A 17444-nucleotide genomic window follows, 5' to 3' on the forward strand; every position below is an offset into this window, starting at 1 on the left:
AATACTCCTCATTTAGCATGGAAGACAGGTGTTCTCATGATGAGAGAAACTTTACAGACCTGACAATCACTTATTTTTATATTTAATTACAATAACTTGCAAAATAGTATACTACTAGGTTGATATCAATGAATCTTCCGTCACTACTTTTGATTTATCTGCTTTAGCATCTTTTTTCTTAGGAGATAATACCATAACCATCTGACGCCCTTCCATTTTAGGAAATTGCTCCACTATTGCGAAGGATTCTAAATCATCTTTCACACGCTCAAGTAAACGCATACCAAACTCTTGATGCGCCATTTCACGCCCACGAAAACGCAATGTCACTTTAACCTTATCGCCTTCATCTAAGAAGCTTATCAGATTCCTAAGCTTAATATTATAGTCTCCTTCATCTGTGTTGGGTCTAAATTTAATTTCTTTAATTTGAACCTGTTTTTGCTTTAATTTCGCATCATGCTTTTTCTTGCTTTCTTGGTAACGGAACTTTCCATAATCCATCAATCGACAAACCGGCGGCTGTGCCGTTGGAGCAATCTCAACCAAATCAACTCCTGCCTCTTCCGCCAAGGCATTCGCATGCGCAAGTAAAACAATACCAACTTGCTCTCCGTTCACACCAATTAAACGCACTTCCTGCACATCAATTTCTTCATTGATACGCACTGACTTATCCTGAACTATGGCAAATTCTCCAAAATTAGTTAAATAAAGAAATTACACCTTTAATGAAAGCTCTTCATTAAACCGCACGAGGAAATCTGGTAATTTCATTTGACCAAGACTCTCACCCGCTCGATTACGAACAGCAATTTTATTTACTCGTACTTCTTCATCTCCAACAATAATCTGATACGGAAGTTTCTGCAAACTATGCTCACGGATTTTATAGGTTATCTTCTCATTTCTCAAGTCTAAACTCGCTCTGACGCCATTATCCCTTAATTGAACTACCACTTCTTGCGCGTAATCAATCTGTGTACGAGATATATTTAATACAACAACTTGTTCAGGCGACAACCACAAAGGTAATGCGCCTGCATAATTTTCTATCAATATCCCGATAAATCTTTCCAATGAACCAAGTATAGCTCTATGTAGCATAACCGGGACTTGCCGCGAGTTATCCTCTGCTACATATTCCGCACCCAAGCGATCAGGCATTGAAAAATCTAGCTGCAATGTGCCACATTGCCACACACGACCAATACAATCCTTGAGGGAAAATTCAATTTTAGGACCATAAAAAGCCCCTTCACCAGGTTGCCGCTCCCATTCCAATTTAACTTCATTGAGTGCCGCTTCCAATGCAGCTTCTGATTTATCCCATTGCGCCTCTGAACCGACGCGTTTTGGGGGGCGAGTTGAAAGTTTTATCAAAATCTCCCGGAAACCAAAATCTGCATAAACAATTTTCAATAAATCAATAAATCCCACGACCTCTTGTTGTATCTGATCTTCAGTACAAAAAATATGCGCATCGTCTTGCGTAAAACCACGCACTCTCATGATTCCATGCAACGCTCCTGATGCTTCATTGCGATGGCACGAACCAAATTCTGCGAATCGAATCGGTAACTCGCGATAACTCCGCAAACCTTGATTAAATATTTGCACATGACCAGGGCAGTTCATCGGCTTGATTGCAAAATCACGTTCATCTGAATGCGTAATGAACATATTTTCACGAAAGTTTTCCCAATGCCCTGAACGTACCCATAAATCCTTATCCAGAATTTGAGGTGTTCGTATTTCGTGATAACCATTCTGACTCAGGATATTCCTCATATACTGCTCTATTTGTTGCCATAGCGTCCATCCTTTTGGATGCCAAAACACCATACCGGATGCTTCGTCTTGCATGTGAAATAAATTCAATTGCTTACCAATCTTGCGGTGATCTCTTTTTTCCGCTTCTTCTAATCGATGCAAGTAATTTTTTTGATCATCTTTGTTAGCCCAAGCTGTTCCGTAAATACGTTGTAGCATTTCATTGTTTGAATCACCGCGCCAATAAGCACCGGCAACTTTCATAAGCTTAAAAACTTTTATTTTTGAAGTGGCAGGAACATGTGGTCCGCGACAAAGATCGGTAAAATCACCTTGAGAATAAAGTGACAAATCTTCATCACCCGGTATTGATTCAATTATTTGAGCTTTGTAATATTCACCTTGTTTTTTAAAAAAATCAATTGCCTTAGCTCGTTCCACTATTTTTCGGTCTATTTTCAAATCTCGTTTACTGATTTCAATCATGCGCCTCTCAATCGCAGTTAGATCATCAAAAGTAAATGAACGCTTGTAAGAAAAATCATAATAAAATCCATCATCGATTACTGGTCCAATAGTTACTTGTGCCTCTGGGAATAATTCTTTTACCGCATGCGCTAACAGATGTGCACAAGAATGCCGGATAATCTCTAATCCTTCATTATCTTTCTCCGTAATAATCGCCAAGTCACTATCATCTTCCATCAGATAACTTAAATCAACCAATTTTCCATTGATTTTTCCAGCGATAGCTGCACGCGCAAGACCAGAACCAATAGTCATAGCAACTTCCATCACACTAACAGGATGTTCAAAAACACGTTCTGATCCATCCGGCAAACGAACTACAGTCACAAATATTCCCTCAAAAGAATCATATTTAACAAAAATGATATGTCATAAATCCCATCACACATCACGAAATTTTATTTGAGCGTGAGGTTATTTATCAAGTGATGTTTTATACCAGTTACTCATTTTTTGCAAACCATTTAGAATCTTCGGTGCAAAACCAATAGCTACTGCATCGACCAAACAATACCAAGCTGCCACTCCACTGGGAGGATTTCCCTGAGTCCAATTAAAAACTGGTTCAATGGATGCCCATTTCCAAGTGCCTGCCGCCGTTCCTATAATCTCAAGCCATGTGCAAATAAAGAAAGCCCCCAGATAAACCATTGGCGACCGCCCTTTGAATAAGCAAATAACAAAAATGCAAAATAAAAAGGCTCCTACTTGATCTCCTTGCTCAGGGATTCCGCTAATACCCCAGATCGACCATAGTCCGCCCGATACAATAACAAAAATTGCCAATTCTTTTGCGTTCATCAAAAAAAAATCTTGAGCGAGAAAGTGCGACTGCTGTCAAATAAACCATCCCATGCCCAGGTGGAACATACAATGGAACATTCCCAAATCGATAGGTATATCCTTCCATATAAATGGAAGCAAAATGCTCTCCTGCAGTTGCAAATACTACCGCAACTACAACTTGCATGCGCACTTCTTTATTTTCGCCAATTAGTAATCCAAACAAGAAAATCCAGGCGATGACTCCCATAATGTTTTGAGTTTCATAACTTGCGCTGCCATCGATTACCAGACTCACTGCAACACAAAAGAAAGTGAAGCCAGCTATAAAGTAGTCTTTATTTCTATGTGGATAAACAATATCCGGCTTTGGAAAATGATTCAGCATACAAAAACCTCAACGAATAAAAAGCCCGCCATAGGCGGGCCATTCAAGTAATGTTTTATATCAAAATCTCACAAAAGAAATCTAGAGCATCCTTTTTAAAAAAAGGATAGATACCCTCTTAAGCGTGAAGGGAATTATTCGTCATCGTCATCCTCTTCATCATCATCCTCTTCGCTTGCGGTTACCTCACTAGCACTATCCTCGTCTTCTTCCTCATCTTCTTCGTCGTCTTCATCTTCTTCATCTTCGTCCGGCTTCAACACCATCTTGCCCGCAGCCAAACTCGCATTCAGATCCGTCATCGGCGCTTCCTCATGCACCAGATTCTGATGACAGTCTATACACGTCGCTCCTTCCGTTTTCATCTTCTTATGCGCTTCCTGGGCATCCGCTCCAGGCGGATTCGGATCTCTATGACAGTCACGGCATGTTACACTGTCCCATTTCTTCAAATTCATCCGCGCATCATGCGCCATAATCAGCCGACGCTCATTAAACTTCTCCAACGTCGAATAATCATTAACCAATTCCAAATAAAGCTCTCTCGCACCATCTACCGCATGCGTATATAACGCTAAATGAAAATTCTTGAATCCTTGCGGTATATGACAGTCCTTACAGCCAGGATTCACCCCTAGTGCCCCATAATGAGTCGATTCCTTGAGTTCCGTCTGCGTATATGTCATCGAGTGACAGCTGGTGCAGAATTCTTCGGTAGATAGCGCCGCTTCTCCTCCAAATACCACCGCTACCAGCAATATCCCCAATAACCCGCCTGTCAGTAGTGTCCCTATCGCACCTTTCTGTAAGCCGCTCATCAGTCTTTTCCTTTTTTATCTTTTTTATCTGCCACTTTCTCTTTGGCATTCGCTTGAAATTCATCATGAAACTTGAACTTGGGTTCCCCTACGAATGTACCATCAAGCTTGTAATGCTCATGCATCGCTTTGACATCCTTCACCATCTTGTCAAAATCAAATGTGTATTTCGCGTCAACTTCCGGAGTAAATGGCGTATAGGGAGCTTTCGCACCTTTCCATGGCGAACCTTCGTAGTTTAAATGACAAGCACTGCAAGCTTCTTCAAAATGAAAGTCTTGCCCTTTGTCTGCCAATACTTTGCGTTGCATGGTAGTGCCTTTGCTTTCAAAGGCCTGACCTCCCTTACGGTGATCTCCCCGATAGCTCTTCCCAGGTCCATGACAGGATTCACAACCAACTGCCGCTAGCGGCTTCTTCGGTGTTTCTACCGTATAGCCACCTTTCTTGCCCCATCCATCAACATGACAGCCTACACAGTCCTTGTCTTGCGTGTAGTCCTTATCCGGATCCAGCTTCGCTTTTATCTTAGCTTCCTTGCGTGTGCCCGGTTTTAACGATTCCATCGCTTTGGCATGCGCCGTGTCATTCCATGATTTAGCTTGCGATTTGTGACATGAACTACATTTCGTACGACCTTCAAAATCCGCCGCCAACACTGTGCCCGAGAAAAATGCAGTCATCGCCAGTATGGCCAATATATGGGTTATCGCGTGTTTCATCTCTCCTCCTTTATACTTTTTTAATTCAAATTTTATGGGTTCGTATTGTACGCTATCATCGTTTTGTGTAAATGATTATGTGTCCGCTTTTTTGGGAGTTTTATTGTCGCTCAAGGCTATTTTTTATTTCTAAGGTAGCTTATATACCCAATAGCCTCCTTGTTGGTAGATCAGTTGCGCCAGATCTTGTTCCGTCGGCGCAGTCTTATCTACAAATGGCAGCATCCTTGCCAACAACGTCTGACTACTTTCTTCATCACTCAGGAAAAATACTCTGATCTCATTGTCTGAAACAGATTGCAGTGTATAGGTGTCAAAATTATTTTCCTTAACTTGCACTTTCATTTGATTGATCATGCCATGCATATTCCCTGTCATCGGAAAATTCTGGTAGGCAACGCCTATACTTTCCGGGTACATGAGCCCTAGTTTATAGACATCGGTCACGTGTACAATCAGGTAGGTCTCACGATCAGAACCAATCAGTTGCCGCAGTTGCTTAATACCGTCTTCCGCTGGTGCCGCCAGTGCCCGACTGAAGTGTTTAAATCGTTCCAATTCCACCGAATCCGCTTTGCTTTGCCAGAATTGTTTTTCATACGCCTGGATCTCTTTGCTGTGCTCCAGCCAAGGAGCCGGTATCATGAGGGGTTCGTTCAGGTGATGAGTAAAAAACGTGTCGTGCCCTGTAAGCAGTTTGATTTGCCGGGAGGTGTCCCACCAGGATAGTATCAGCGCATCTTTCGGAGCGTACTTGCTGATCGCCTCGGCCAGAACAGTAAGCTCCGATGGCTTTCTGTCAAAATTGTAGAGCACTTCATTGGTGCTATTCTTCCAGTAGATCAGTACCGGCGCTCCATCATTTTGCCTTGCAACAATGAATTCAGCGATCGGCTTGCCTACTCCGTCAGCTTGTACTTTGTACTGACCAAGCTTTAAATCCGGCCAACCTGTCAAATCTATTTTACTAAACTTGCTGCTGTCGCTTTCTTCTACCAATTGATATTGATAGGGAGCCGGTATCGGTTTAAACCAAAGATACACAAACCAGCCCAATAAAAGCAATCCTCCCGTCACCAGAAAAATTCCTAATGACGGGAGCAGCCTGTCTCCTGACCGCACCACCGGAGCGGCGCGGTCTGTCGTGTCAGCGCCTATCAAGCTTCACTTTGCTTACGTTTGCGCCAACCCGCCAAGGCCAGTGTTCCGGCGAGCAGCATGCCGCCACCTAAACCACCCAGTGAGATCTTCTCAGCTGTGCCGTCCAAGTCAAGTAAACTGGTGCGTTTCGATTCAAGATTCTTCACCCGTTCCTGCAGTGCAATCATCTCGCGGATACGAGTATTTTCGTCTTGAATTTCAACATACGCACGGTTAATCGGACCCCAGCCTTCCGTATAAGTCCATCCACCCGGATTTACGTGCGCCAAGCCTACATGCATCTTCGCCAGGTCATTTTCGTGCATTTCCAGCACCTTGAGCTCAATCGCCGCAGGGCTGTTGCCTTTCGACCAGAACAACTGTGCAAAATATGCATAGCCTTCTTTCTCCGGTGGCGGTGGAGCAGGACGATTAGTTTTTTGGCCTGTCAACAAACCTTCCTTGTACAGTGTATGCACAATTTCATTAGCTTCCTGATACTTAGCCAACCCTTCCAGCGTGCCTTTGTCCATCAATTCCAAATATGAACGTGCAAAACGCTCCGAGTGACATTGGGTACAGGTAACCACCCACGAGTCTAAACGAGCTTCCGACCATTCGCTATTAATGTTTTCCGCTATACCTGGAACAAATGGATAGTTCGCCCACCGAATCTTCCTTACCATGTTATGGCTATATTCACCTTCGTATTCCATGTGACAACCCGCACAGGTCGGTGCATTTTGACCGCCCAGTTCATAGGCGTCTTTCAACTGTACTTCCCAGTTCCATTTGTCTCCCAGCATCGACACCATCTTGCCGTGCTTGGACATGGAGTAAGCTTCCCAGTTGTTGTGATCCACACCACTATGGCAAGTGGCACACGCTTCCGGCTTACGCGACTCCGCAGCTGAAAATTCATGGCGCGTATGGCATGAGTCGCATTTGTTCTGATTCGTATGACACATCGAGCAGCCTTCAGCTACTTCGCGTTGCGGCATCGCTGCCCAAACAGTGGTTTCTACGTTGGCTTTATAGTCCAGCGCGTGCGAAGGGCGTCCATCGGGCCATTGGCCGTGCGGCCAAATCATCGTGTCACGTTCCGATTCCCGTTCCACAAATTCCTGCAAGTGACATTTACCGCATACATCCGCTGTCGGCATAATGATGTCTTTGGTGTGATCCGCTTTCTTCTTCGCATTAACATCCACGTGACAGTCAATACACCCCACTTCCTTCAGGTTCTCGCCTTCCGCCAATTTACCCAAAGAGCGCAAATTCTTCTCTACGTCCTCAAGCTTGCCTTTCTTATAAAAGGTAGGGTCATCCGGCTTAAGATTACGAATCTTGTCTAAATTCGCATGGCTACTACGCTTCCATGCCTGAACCCATACCGGCGATTCATCCGTGTGACATTCTACACATTCCTTCCGGCTCGCTATCTCTTTATTCGAAGTCGGCGATTTGTAAAATGTCGCAGGATCCAAATATATTCCATACGGTATCGGTTCCCAATACTGCGCCATCGTTCCAGGCCCCGCTCCTTGCTCAGGATCCTTGTAGCGCTTCACCACCGCTTCGTATACTTCCTTCGGCGTCGCCTTCTCACGATCCAACTTCAATGCTTCATACAATTCGTCCGGAACGCTCGGTATGTTCGCATGCGCCGTCCCTATCAGCATAGCTCCTAACAGCCCCGCTATTACCCCAGCCCATCGCTTGGCTTTCATCTTTCTCTCCTTTGGTTTTCCATAATTTTTTTCCCTTCTTATCTTCCCGGCCTCTCAAAAGACCACCTTCCTTCGCTTCATAGCCCCCAACCATCCATCCAACTTCAACAGATAGCCCCTCCCTTAGACTACTTAGTCAGCCTTGTACTGTCAGATATTCATTATTAATATTTATAATCAACATATTAATATACTTTTTTAGTTTGCCTTACTTACTATAAGTTAAGTTTATTTTTGCTTTTTTATAAAAAAAAATTAATTTTATGCTACCCGCTAATTCATCATTTTAATCGCGGAAGATAATCGACTTTTATAACGCGCAGCCTTATTTTTGTGAATAATACCTTTTCCAGTAATGGAATCAATAGTACCTATCGAACTGTTAAATACATTTTGAGCCAGATCTTTATCCCCAGACCCTATCGCTTTTCTTACATATTTAATTGCAGTACGCAATTTAGACCGTAAACTGACATTGTATTCTCTACGTTTGACAGCTTGCCTTGCACGCTTTCTCGCTTGTGCACTATTAGCCATAATTCCTTAGCTCCTTCAAAGAAAAAAGGCTTAGATACTACTTTCTTTTTTTTTATATTGCAACTTACAATTCTTTTATTTACTCATGGTATCAGATGTCGGGGGCTTACAATAAAATCTCGAAGGGAATTCCGAATTACGCTGTTTATTCCTTATAACATCCCCGCCTTCGTTGACACATACCATAATTGACATATCCAAATTGGGAAAATATTCGTTAGACCCAGGTTGTGCCGAGGTCGGTGGCACTTTTTCTCTTATTTTACCGCATAACTCAGGTTCATTTAGCTTCGGCGAATCATCCTGCATCGCAGGTAATGGACAAAGATTACATGGATCGCCCGGGCATAAGCATCCGGTACAGCTAGCAAGTGTTATTGATGAAAAAAAAACTCAATCCGAAAATGCAAATAAAAATCACACCAATTTTTAATACTGAAAGCATAATTATCCTTATTTATTTTTTAATAATATTACGTAATACTTATAAGTTAGTTCTAACAAAACAAGGATTTTATCAAAATTAAAAATAACTGAATAACCGATCTGGAAAAATATAAAGGACTCTAGGGTCTGTTGACATTTCACATAGGTAGCCACAGATATCCACATGCCATGGCTACCATACTCTCAAAATTTCTCTTCAGTTTGTCGTATCGTGTCGCTACTGCCCGATACTGCTTTAGCCGGGCAAAAGCATTTTCCACCAAATGTCGGTATCCATACAAACCCCAGTCCATATCTGCGTTGCCCTTCAACGAGTTGCGCTTTCTCGGTATCACAGCTCGAGCCCCTTTCTTCGTTATCTGTCCTCGTATACATTCGCTGTCATAGCCTTTGTCCGCAACAATCGCTTTCGCGTCAGGCAGTTTGGCAATCAAATCAGGTGCTATAGAACAGTCATTGACTTCTCCACCGGTGATTTCAAAATCGGCTGGTAAACCATAACTATCAACCGCCAGGTGAATCTTTGTGGTATTGCCTGCGCGGCTTTTCCCGATCGCCTGTGGTTCCTTGTCCGCTGCGCCTGCACTATGCGCTGGTGCGCTTTAACATAGCTGCCATCAATAAATTCCCATTCACAATCCGGATCAATAGACAACGCCTTGAAAATCCTTAACCATTTGCTGCTTAATGACCACGCATTGAATCTTTTGTAGATGGAATTCCAGCTTCCAAATGCCTCAGGCAAGTCTCGCCACGGGCAGCCAACCCGCATTCGATACAGCATACCTTCTACTGTCATGCGCAGATTGCGCTTGTTATATATCGCTTCTTGAAGCAGAATCTTCTCCAGCTTCGACCAGAACTCATCACTGAGCATCAATCGGGGCATCGCAAACTCGTTTTGTTGGTGGTATGGGAACCCCAATATTACGAGTTTGTTTCTATCTATTAAATACTTATCTCAAAACGTCAACAGACCCTAGGCTAGCAGGCTTAATTTGTTAGTGTAGCAAGGTGTTAACAAGCGGTAAATTAAGCGATTATATGTAAGAATTCCTAACTTTGTTTACAGTATAAAACAAATGCACTCCCTTAATCTTGGTGAATCGCCAAGAAATCTGGTGGCTTTATCAAACACGAGTCTGGAAGATGACACAATTCGGAACGCTTCAGTATCAACCGACCAACGATATAGGCCGTACTGAAACATACCAAATTCAGGAATTTTCCCTGTGCAATAGCATTAATCAGCGATTCATAATGTTGCAGCATGGTCCCAAGCTAGAAGCTCAAGATGGAGCAAACAATACATAGCTGTTTGAATTAATGTAAAATTATCAGGTTTGATAAATATTACTTGCAAGCCATTTACGTTTCAAGTTAAATTGCCTCCGGCACAACCAATGACACCACTTCCATTTTCAAATTGCTCTGAATAGAGTCTTTTGTTTTTCTGATCTTTTCATCCTTCACCTCGATAATTAGTTTTCCAATCACCTTAACAAAATATCCGGCTTTATTGAAACACAACAGGATGGTCTTATTCTGATAAAAGTCAATTCGATTCAGGATTGATGGGTTCTCGCTATGTTTCTTAGGATGTTAGGTATAAATTTGAGATGCGGATAGGGCTTGAGCATTATCGTTCGTTTTGATTGTAACCACGAAACTGAGCTCTCGCGGCACAAAGCTTGATAATGCTCTCGCCTCAAGTATCTGCAACAATTGGATTGAGCCGAAGAAGCCTTACTGCTGTTGTCTTGATACTACACTGGTGCCCGTATGCGCTCCGGTTGATGTTTTGCAATGAAATGCCACATCATAACTATCCGTCCCTGCTGCGGTATGCATAACGAATATGCTGTACACACCGGATCCTTGCGTAATCTTAACCAAAGGGCTGTATGTGGTATTACTATCCGTAGTATCGACACTAAATTGCGCACACTTGTTCGTGGTACAGCTGGTTCCTTTATACGCCAGGATACTGACTTTAGAGGTGCTTGCTGTCATATCCTTAACCTGTGCTTCAAGATAGGATGGCGTACCGTTACCATCGTCAAAACAGGTCGCTTGATAAAAATCCACAGCTGCGGCCAAGCCGGTGGTAAAACTACCCGTCTGGTTATGCGCCGAAACTGTACTGGCGTAGATTGCCAATAATCCAAAAACCGGAACTAGCATTCCCTTAACATTTGAGAATTGCATTAATAAACTCCTTTAAAAATTATTTTTTCCATTCACTTTATTTGAACGATCATCAGATATAGCTTTTCACAATACCGCTGTACCTAAGGTGCTTTATTTAAATACCATTATCTTGAGTCTGATTGCTTGCGGACAAAGCTTCCAGTTTCATGGTTGCGAGATCTTTGATGGCTTGCGCTTCATCTTCGTCTTCAACCACTTGCTGCAGCAATACCACGCTTCTTGCATCGTCACCCAAGCTATCCAACGCCATCAACCGCACTGATAGCTCAGTATCTTGCAGCGCTTGCTCAAGTACCACGAATAGATCGCCGCAACCTTGTTGCGCAAAGGCATAAACCGCCTGTCCTCTGACTTGCGGATTAGTGTCCTGAATCGCAGCTTGCAGGATTTTTTGTAAAATTCCAGATTCAATCGAGCCCTTCACCGCCAATTGCGACAATGCATTTACTCGTTGCGCCGGGTCATTCGATGCTGCAAGGTTAACAATCGCTTCGGTAAAATCAGCGTCCGACTCTGATACATCTCCTTGTTCCGCCATGCAATAAATTTGAATTGCATTCAGGCTGGAAACTGAATTCACTGCCGCTTCATCCGCAAGCGCATATTTGGAAAATCCAATAGCTGCCATAAAAAAAATAACGAACGGCATGGCAATCCCGTTCTTATGGTTTGGTAATTTCAACATTATGGCCCCCTCAAAAATTAGGAGATGAACAAGAGCTCCCACACCGCCCATCTCCTCTTTCAACAAAAAGCTAATACATGGCTAATTTTCTTATGGTTTCGGCCAAATCTGCACACCCTTCTTGTTTTTAATCGGCAAATCACGATTGATCTGCGCCGCGGATGGAATTAAGTCAACCGTGTCGCCTGTCGCTGAGCAATTCTCAGGCAGAGGATTGTTAGCCAAGTCACGAGTCACTGTATAAGTAGCTGGGGAATCAAAACCATGCAGACCAGGGCCGTCATAGTCCGATCCTACCGCCGGTGTCCAGAGGTTAAGTTTGCCCTCAGCAAAGCCTGCTATCGTTGTTGGCTTGCAAATATCCGCAATGGCCAAAACAATTTTCACGCTCGAAGCACATGATGTCGGTTCAAACAAAACCGCGCCTGCTCTGAATTTGAGATAGCTTGCGTAATGATCCGGCATTTTGCCATCTTTGACATAAAACCCTACTACATTCCCGCTATCATCGGTCTTTTCATCTTCTGCTTTGAAAACACTGGGATCCAATACTTTCTGAAACAGATTACCCCAATTTACAACATGCGCATCAATAGTATCGGTTGCAACCGTGCCATTAACTTTAACAATTGAATCAACGCCGTCAGGAAAAACCACTGAACTTTTAGTTGTGAAGGTTCCATCTCCACATCCGTGTCCAATAACTACGTTATTAGTGATTCGGACTCCCTCGGTTCCTACAGGAATTTCCAGGCGAGTATGCGATAATACGTTTTGTGAGAGACCCAACAGCAAAGTTGTCGCTAAGGCAGTATGGGTAAAACACTTAAATTGCTTTGTTAACATGTTACAAAGACCCCTTTTTTTAACTTATTAATAGAATGATTTATATTTCTCTTACTAAGGTTGCCTTTTGAGGTGGATCTCAAAGGGCAACTGAAAAATTATTCTTTTCTTACATCCCTGAAAATCCTTACTATTTGAAGAAAAGAACTTATTTCAGGGTGCGATAATATTTTCTCTACCGGGTAAAAGCAATGTGACAAATTGTCGCACCTTTACCGCCTTTCAAAAAAAACCCCGCAGCAAGCTGCGGGGTATTAATTGCGCTTAATTATCTATTGATCGCTTGTCTTCTCATTCCTTACGGCAAGAAGAAAAACTTTCATAGATACAAGCGTTCGCACCACAAGAGGTTTTTCAACGAGACATCATTTAAAAAAATCACCAGGCGATAGATGGCAATTTCTTCAGGGACGGATGATAGGGATCACACGATGGAAAAACAATGTGACAAATTGCCGCAGGCAATTATTGCATTGACACAGGAGTCCTCACAAACACACACGAATCATTATTGAACAATTAGTTAGAAGAAATTAATCAATATCATTCCCACTCAGTATTTATGTGAGTGCGACAATTTGTCGCATTACCAGTATCAATCTTTTTACTTACAATTCCAGATAATCAATCCAAGTCGATAGAAATTACCGGCTCTCTACAAAGATTAATTACAACCTCGTTCTTCTCAAATGCACTGCAAGATCACTATAGCTCCCGTGAAGAATTTAAATTTATAAGAATGATTACTTAGGAATTATATGGAAATAAAAACTGATCAATTCAAAATCACAACTCAACTGACCATTCTGGCTCTGGCATTCACGTTCAGCCTGAATGGTTTTGCACAGGGTGATTCGACGACAGCATCTGCAGGTAATCATTGCTATGTGCTTAGTGCCCAGCGCGTTTTCGATGGCTTCGAATTACATGAGAATGCAGCCGTCCTGGTCAAAGGTAATCAAATTGTTCAAGTCGGCGATGCAAGCCACTTAAAGGGATTATGCAGTAGAAAAATAAAATTGGGTGATGCGACCATTCTGCCGGGTTTTATTGAAACCCATGCACATATTACATTTCAAAATATTCCCGGTGATAAGGTGTTGCAGCATGGCATAACCACTGTACGGGATACCGGCGGGCCGTTGCTAAAACCAATGGGAGGAAATGGCAGCTTACGGATTTTGAGTGCTGGCCCAATCATTCAGGCGGTCGATGGCTATCCATTAAATATTTTCGGTCATCACGGAACTCCTGCTCATGACAAATACGGCACCATTGGCGTAGCTGTTGCCACCATTGAAGAAGCGGAAAAAATTGTAACGGATCTAGTCGCAGGCGGCTCGACGGTAATCAAAATTTCATTGGAGCCCGGTGGTGAAGCAGGCGCACCTTGGATGTCGAATCACGGGCATGGCGAAATTCCACAAACCCCATGGCCATTGCTTTCTTTGGATATTATCAAGGCGATAGTAACTAAGGCAACACGCATTGAACCGGAAAGTAGCTGCGCATGTCGGCGAAAATACCGGTGTTGAACTAGCGCTGGATGGTGGCGTGGATGAGTGGGCGCATATACCTTGTGCAGAAATTCGCGACGACCTGTTACACCGCGCGGTAGAGCAAGATGTAACCTTTGTAACCACGGTAGATACCCTCTCCGCCTGTACCGGCATTCATGCCAATACGCATAAGCTTGCACATATTATGTCCCATAACACATCAACGAAGTCAAAATTTATCTATGGATCTGAAATTGGTCACGACAATGTGCCATGGGGTATCAATGCCGAAGAATTGGTGTTGATGTTGAATTTAACCAGTCCTGACGGCATTGACTTTAATGATGTGCTACGAGTATTCAGGTCGGCCACTTCCGAAGCGGGAAAACATTTGAATAACCCTTTGCTGGGTACATTAATGAAGCAAGCTCCGGCGGATATCATCGCCGTTCGCGGCAATCCGTTTGAACGGTTTAAATTACTGGAATATCCCGATTTGGTCATTTCCGGTGGCCGTATCATTGTCAACGACTTTAAGAAAAACAAGATAAGAAACTAAAAAATAACTATGAATCCTTCCCCCTCTTCAATTATTTTTGGCAAAGCTTGGCTTTATTGCACTGTATTCCTCACCGGGGCGGCCGTCATGGTTATAGAGCTTCTGGGCACACGACTGATTGCGCCTTTCTACGGCGCCAGTCTTTACGTCTGGACTTCACTCATTGCCGTTACGCTGATCGCACTGGCAATCGGTTATTATCTGGGAGGAATCTGGGCTGATCGAGCTCGATCCGGACTATCCCTCATCATCGCAGCTTCCGGATTATTAACACTCATTATTCCCTGGCTGACCGGCCCGGTTCTACTGGCCACGGATCCACTGGGTTTACGCTTGGGTAGCTTTGTCAGCACACTGATCTTATTCTCCCCTAGCTTAATTATGCTGGGCATGGTCGGACCATTTGCGGTTAAATTATCCACTTCCGCCTTGGCTAACGTAGGTGCCAGTACGGGATCGATTTATGCGGTAAGTACAGTCGGCAGTGTGATTGGTACGTTATTTCTCGGCTTTTACTTATTTCCCTTGGTCGGTTCCCGCGAAATTTTTATGGGTTTGGGAGTATCACTACTGATACTTGCAATGGCTGTAGCGTGGATAGAGCGAAAATATTTAAACAAATCCATTACGACTATGGTACCGACTGCCCTGTTGATGGCTATAGGATTAGGCTTATATCCCGCTATTGCCAGTTCCGGAGAAGCTGAATTCAGCAATACTTTCCAAACCCGATTTGAACGGGAAAGCTTATATGGTTGGGTGCGTGTCATTGACAAACCCAAAGAGAATATCCGCTTGCTTACTGCGGATGCTTCCACCATTGGTGCCGCCAGTATCAGCCATGGAGAAAATCTCCTGACCTATCAGAAGATTGTGGCACAGATCCCTCATCTTTCATCCAATATTGAGAAAGCCTTATTAATTGGTCAAGGTGCCGGGCATATGGTTGCGACTTTGAATAAGGCAGCAATTGTAACGGATACGTTGGAAATTGATCTGGCTGTGGCCGAAGCGGCCAGTAAATACTTCGACTTTATTCCCACAGGGGACAGAATCATCGGCGATGCACGTTATGAAATTCGCCAGCTCAAAGGTCCTTATGACTTAATCATTCTGGATGTTTTCACAGGTGGCACCGAACCCACGCACCTATTGACAGTTGAAGCATTAACCCAATTGCACAACTTGCTTTCAGAGCATGGGATACTTGCATTGAATTTTGTCTCGTTTCTGGATCAGGGTAAAAATCCGGCACTGGCTTCTGTTTCAAGAACATTAGCACAAGTCTTCTCGCATCAACAAATATTCATTTCCGACCCTGGAAGCGATTTCAATGATTTTATTTTTCTCGCCACAAATCATGCCATTAATTTGAACGATGATTTAATACCTTTTTCCGATCGTACCTGGCTAAAACAGCGATTGTTGGATATTGATACAACGCATGGAACCATTTTGACAGATAACCACAGTAACCTCGAACTGTTACAAATCCGCAAATCCGAACATTATCGACGGATGATCGTTGAGTCAATCGGCACCCGTCACTTTATCCGATAAGCAGGCACCATGTTCATCGTCATGATGACAATAAAACAGGAAGTTCCGCATTAAGAAACTATTAATTTACTGCTTAAATTAAGTAATGAAATTTTTGAAGCAATGATTATCCATTTTTTACTATATCTTAAATGACCACATTGAATTATTTAGGATTTCATTATTCCTGGATAACCCAATTAACTTTTCAACAATGGAAAATAATATATATGCTTAGCTTAAAGGAAATATCAGACGAACTCGGAGGTGTCAGTCGCAATCATGCACTAAAGTTACTGAATGACAGTGGAATTCGCCACAAGACACTACTTTCACGCAATGGAAAGAAAATTTACTACGACATAACCCGGGAACAGATACAAAACGAGCACTTAAGGAAAAAGATTCCAAGCAAATTGCTATAACAGCAAAGCGTTGCCTTAATGATGCTGGAAACGGCATTGAATCGTCACTGAGTCTTTCTTTTCAAAAATTTGAATCTTCTTTGAACAGGATATAACCTGCTCATGCCGTTGACATGTGTTGGTTGGCAGGGTTAGTAAACTAATCACCAGCACCGCCTTGCAGCATTTCTGCCGCATGCTGCCGCGTGGTTTCCGTGATATTGACGCCACCGAGCATACGAGCAATTTCTTCAATACGCTCCTGCGGACTTAGAAACGCCATTTTGCTGACAACCTGCATATTTTTCTCTTGTTGATTGAGACATTTCATCACGTGCAAGTGTTGATCACCAGTCGCAGCTACCTGCGGCAAATGAGTAATGCACAAAACTTGCCGGTCTTTTCCAAGCTTCTTTAATAAAAGACCGACAATCTCCGCGACTTGTCCCCCGATTCCGACATCAACCTCGTCAAAAATGAGTGTAGGTACAACGTTCACTTTACTGGTAATTACCTGAATTGCCAAACTGATGCGTGACAACTCCCTCCTGAAGCCACCTTCGTCAAGGGCCTCAACGGCAGACCCAGATGCGCAGCCACCCGAAATTCAATCTGCTCCAGACCATTGGCATTGCCTGTTTCCAATGGCATTAATGACACTGAAAATTCACCTCCAGCCATCGCAATCGTCTGCATTGCCGCGGTCACCTGCAATGACAACTCTTTACCGGCTTTTTTTCGTACCTGACTTAGCATCTCGGCTTGACTACGATAGCTAGTAAACGCAGCAGTTTCGAGTACTTGCAAATGATTGATATCCGATTCTGAGTCCAAG

General features: G+C 43.2%; 20 protein-coding genes. 5 read left to right on the forward strand and 15 right to left on the reverse strand.

Going from position 1 to position 17444, the window contains the following annotated elements:
- Positions 1-114: 114 nt before the first annotated feature.
- From infC to ATY38_RS15675, 10 genes are all read right to left on the reverse strand, one after another.
- Positions 115-669, reverse strand: a complete 555-nt coding sequence (infC, locus tag ATY38_RS15210; protein WP_082633060.1) for a translation initiation factor IF-3 — start codon at positions 667-669, stop codon at positions 115-117.
- Between the two features lie 51 nt (positions 670-720).
- A complete protein-coding gene (gene thrS / locus ATY38_RS15215) occupies positions 721-2628 on the reverse strand; it encodes a threonine--tRNA ligase (protein WP_062560032.1) in 1908 nt (635 codons plus the stop codon).
- Between the two features lie 87 nt (positions 2629-2715).
- Positions 2716-3102, reverse strand: a complete 387-nt coding sequence (locus ATY38_RS16750; protein WP_235590334.1) for a hypothetical protein — start codon at positions 3100-3102, stop codon at positions 2716-2718.
- A complete protein-coding gene (locus ATY38_RS16755) occupies positions 3035-3472 on the reverse strand; it encodes a hypothetical protein (protein ID WP_235590336.1) in 438 nt (145 codons plus the stop codon). The genes ATY38_RS16750 and ATY38_RS16755 overlap by 68 nt, the downstream gene beginning before the upstream one ends.
- Before the next feature lie 134 nt (positions 3473-3606).
- Entirely contained in the window at positions 3607-4290 is a 684-nt protein-coding gene (locus ATY38_RS15225; protein WP_062558620.1) for a NapC/NirT family cytochrome c, read from the reverse strand.
- On the reverse strand, positions 4290-5012 hold the full coding sequence (cycA, locus tag ATY38_RS15230; RefSeq protein ID WP_062557487.1) for a cytochrome c-550 CycA: 723 nt from the start codon (positions 5010-5012) through the stop codon (positions 4290-4292). The genes ATY38_RS15225 and cycA overlap by 1 nt, the downstream gene beginning before the upstream one ends.
- A 129-nt stretch (positions 5013-5141) precedes the next feature.
- A complete protein-coding gene (gene haoB, locus ATY38_RS15235; RefSeq protein WP_235590251.1) occupies positions 5142-6173 on the reverse strand; it encodes a hydroxylamine oxidation protein HaoB in 1032 nt (343 codons plus the stop codon).
- Positions 6170-7882, reverse strand: a complete 1713-nt coding sequence (locus tag ATY38_RS15240; protein WP_062557488.1) for a multiheme c-type cytochrome — start codon at positions 7880-7882, stop codon at positions 6170-6172. The genes haoB and ATY38_RS15240 overlap by 4 nt, the downstream gene beginning before the upstream one ends.
- Before the next feature lie 273 nt (positions 7883-8155).
- Entirely contained in the window at positions 8156-8419 is a 264-nt protein-coding gene (gene rpsT / locus ATY38_RS15245; RefSeq protein WP_062557489.1) for a 30S ribosomal protein S20, read from the reverse strand.
- 584 nt (positions 8420-9003) lie between these two features.
- Positions 9004-9755, reverse strand: a protein-coding gene (locus ATY38_RS15675) for an IS5 family transposase (RefSeq protein ID WP_082632977.1) whose coding sequence is annotated in 2 segments (ribosomal slippage) — positions 9004-9456 and positions 9459-9755 — 750 coding nt in all. Because the reading frame shifts where the segments join, the coding sequence is not laid out codon by codon here.
- Between the two features lie 260 nt (positions 9756-10015).
- On the opposite strand from ATY38_RS15675, the gene ATY38_RS16160 reads away from it, so the two are divergent.
- Complete coding sequence (locus tag ATY38_RS16160) at positions 10016-10180, forward strand: hypothetical protein (protein WP_158441746.1); 165 nt, start codon at positions 10016-10018, stop codon at positions 10178-10180.
- Positions 10181-10612: 432 nt separating this feature from the next.
- On the opposite strand, the gene ATY38_RS15265 is transcribed toward ATY38_RS16160, so the two are convergent.
- From ATY38_RS15265 to ATY38_RS15275, 3 genes are all read right to left on the reverse strand, one after another.
- Positions 10613-11074, reverse strand: a complete 462-nt coding sequence (locus ATY38_RS15265; RefSeq protein ID WP_062557491.1) for a hypothetical protein — start codon at positions 11072-11074, stop codon at positions 10613-10615.
- Between the two features lie 97 nt (positions 11075-11171).
- Entirely contained in the window at positions 11172-11762 is a 591-nt protein-coding gene (locus ATY38_RS15270; protein WP_158441747.1) for a HEAT repeat domain-containing protein, read from the reverse strand.
- 90 nt (positions 11763-11852) lie between these two features.
- Positions 11853-12608, reverse strand: a complete 756-nt coding sequence (locus ATY38_RS15275; RefSeq protein ID WP_074701428.1) for a hypothetical protein — start codon at positions 12606-12608, stop codon at positions 11853-11855.
- A gap of 758 nt (positions 12609-13366) precedes the next feature.
- On the opposite strand from ATY38_RS15275, the gene ATY38_RS16760 reads away from it, so the two are divergent.
- From ATY38_RS16760 to ATY38_RS15290, 4 genes are all read left to right on the forward strand, one after another.
- Complete coding sequence (locus tag ATY38_RS16760; protein ID WP_235590339.1) at positions 13367-14143, forward strand: hypothetical protein; 777 nt, start codon at positions 13367-13369, stop codon at positions 14141-14143.
- Positions 14097-14666 carry an amidohydrolase family protein gene (locus ATY38_RS16765; protein ID WP_235590341.1) on the forward strand — a complete coding sequence of 190 codons (570 nt, stop codon included), beginning with the start codon at positions 14097-14099 and terminating at the stop codon, positions 14664-14666. The genes ATY38_RS16760 and ATY38_RS16765 overlap by 47 nt, the downstream gene beginning before the upstream one ends.
- A gap of 87 nt (positions 14667-14753) precedes the next feature.
- Complete coding sequence (locus ATY38_RS15285; RefSeq protein WP_235590343.1) at positions 14754-16226, forward strand: fused MFS/spermidine synthase; 1473 nt, start codon at positions 14754-14756, stop codon at positions 16224-16226.
- A 209-nt stretch (positions 16227-16435) separates the two neighbouring features.
- Complete coding sequence (locus ATY38_RS15290; protein WP_062560034.1) at positions 16436-16630, forward strand: hypothetical protein; 195 nt, start codon at positions 16436-16438, stop codon at positions 16628-16630.
- A 139-nt stretch (positions 16631-16769) separates the two neighbouring features.
- On the opposite strand, the gene ATY38_RS17150 is transcribed toward ATY38_RS15290, so the two are convergent.
- Entirely contained in the window at positions 16770-17150 is a 381-nt protein-coding gene (locus tag ATY38_RS17150; protein WP_418006929.1) for a DNA repair protein RecN, read from the reverse strand.
- Entirely contained in the window at positions 17120-17443 is a 324-nt protein-coding gene (locus tag ATY38_RS17155; RefSeq protein ID WP_418006930.1) for a hypothetical protein, read from the reverse strand. The genes ATY38_RS17150 and ATY38_RS17155 overlap by 31 nt, the downstream gene beginning before the upstream one ends.
- Position 17444: the final 1 nt, after the last annotated feature.

The sequence above is a fragment of the Nitrosomonas ureae genome (assembly GCF_001455205.1).
GTDB lineage: Bacteria > Pseudomonadota > Gammaproteobacteria > Burkholderiales > Nitrosomonadaceae > Nitrosomonas > Nitrosomonas ureae.

Coding starts and splice junctions, on each gene's coding strand:
- ATY38_RS16750 (WP_235590334.1), bottom strand. CDS start 3,102: ATGAACGCAAAAGAATTGGCAATTTTTGTTATTGTATCGGGCGGACTA.
- ATY38_RS16755 (WP_235590336.1), bottom strand. CDS start 3,472: ATGCTGAATCATTTTCCAAAGCCGGATATTGTTTATCCACATAGAAAT.
- ATY38_RS15225 (WP_062558620.1), bottom strand. CDS start 4,290: ATGAGCGGCTTACAGAAAGGTGCGATAGGGACACTACTGACAGGCGGG.
- cycA (WP_062557487.1), bottom strand. CDS start 5,012: ATGAAACACGCGATAACCCATATATTGGCCATACTGGCGATGACTGCA.
- ATY38_RS15240 (WP_062557488.1), bottom strand. CDS start 7,882: ATGAAAGCCAAGCGATGGGCTGGGGTAATAGCGGGGCTGTTAGGAGCT.
- rpsT (WP_062557489.1), bottom strand. CDS start 8,419: ATGGCTAATAGTGCACAAGCGAGAAAGCGTGCAAGGCAAGCTGTCAAA.
- ATY38_RS16160 (WP_158441746.1), top strand. CDS start 10,016: ATGACACAATTCGGAACGCTTCAGTATCAACCGACCAACGATATAGGC.
- ATY38_RS15265 (WP_062557491.1), bottom strand. CDS start 11,074: ATGCAATTCTCAAATGTTAAGGGAATGCTAGTTCCGGTTTTTGGATTA.
- ATY38_RS15270 (WP_158441747.1), bottom strand. CDS start 11,762: ATGTTGAAATTACCAAACCATAAGAACGGGATTGCCATGCCGTTCGTT.
- ATY38_RS15275 (WP_074701428.1), bottom strand. CDS start 12,608: ATGTTAACAAAGCAATTTAAGTGTTTTACCCATACTGCCTTAGCGACA.
- ATY38_RS16760 (WP_235590339.1), top strand. CDS start 13,367: ATGGAAATAAAAACTGATCAATTCAAAATCACAACTCAACTGACCATT.
- ATY38_RS15285 (WP_235590343.1), top strand. CDS start 14,754: ATGGTTATAGAGCTTCTGGGCACACGACTGATTGCGCCTTTCTACGGC.
- ATY38_RS15290 (WP_062560034.1), top strand. CDS start 16,436: ATGCTTAGCTTAAAGGAAATATCAGACGAACTCGGAGGTGTCAGTCGC.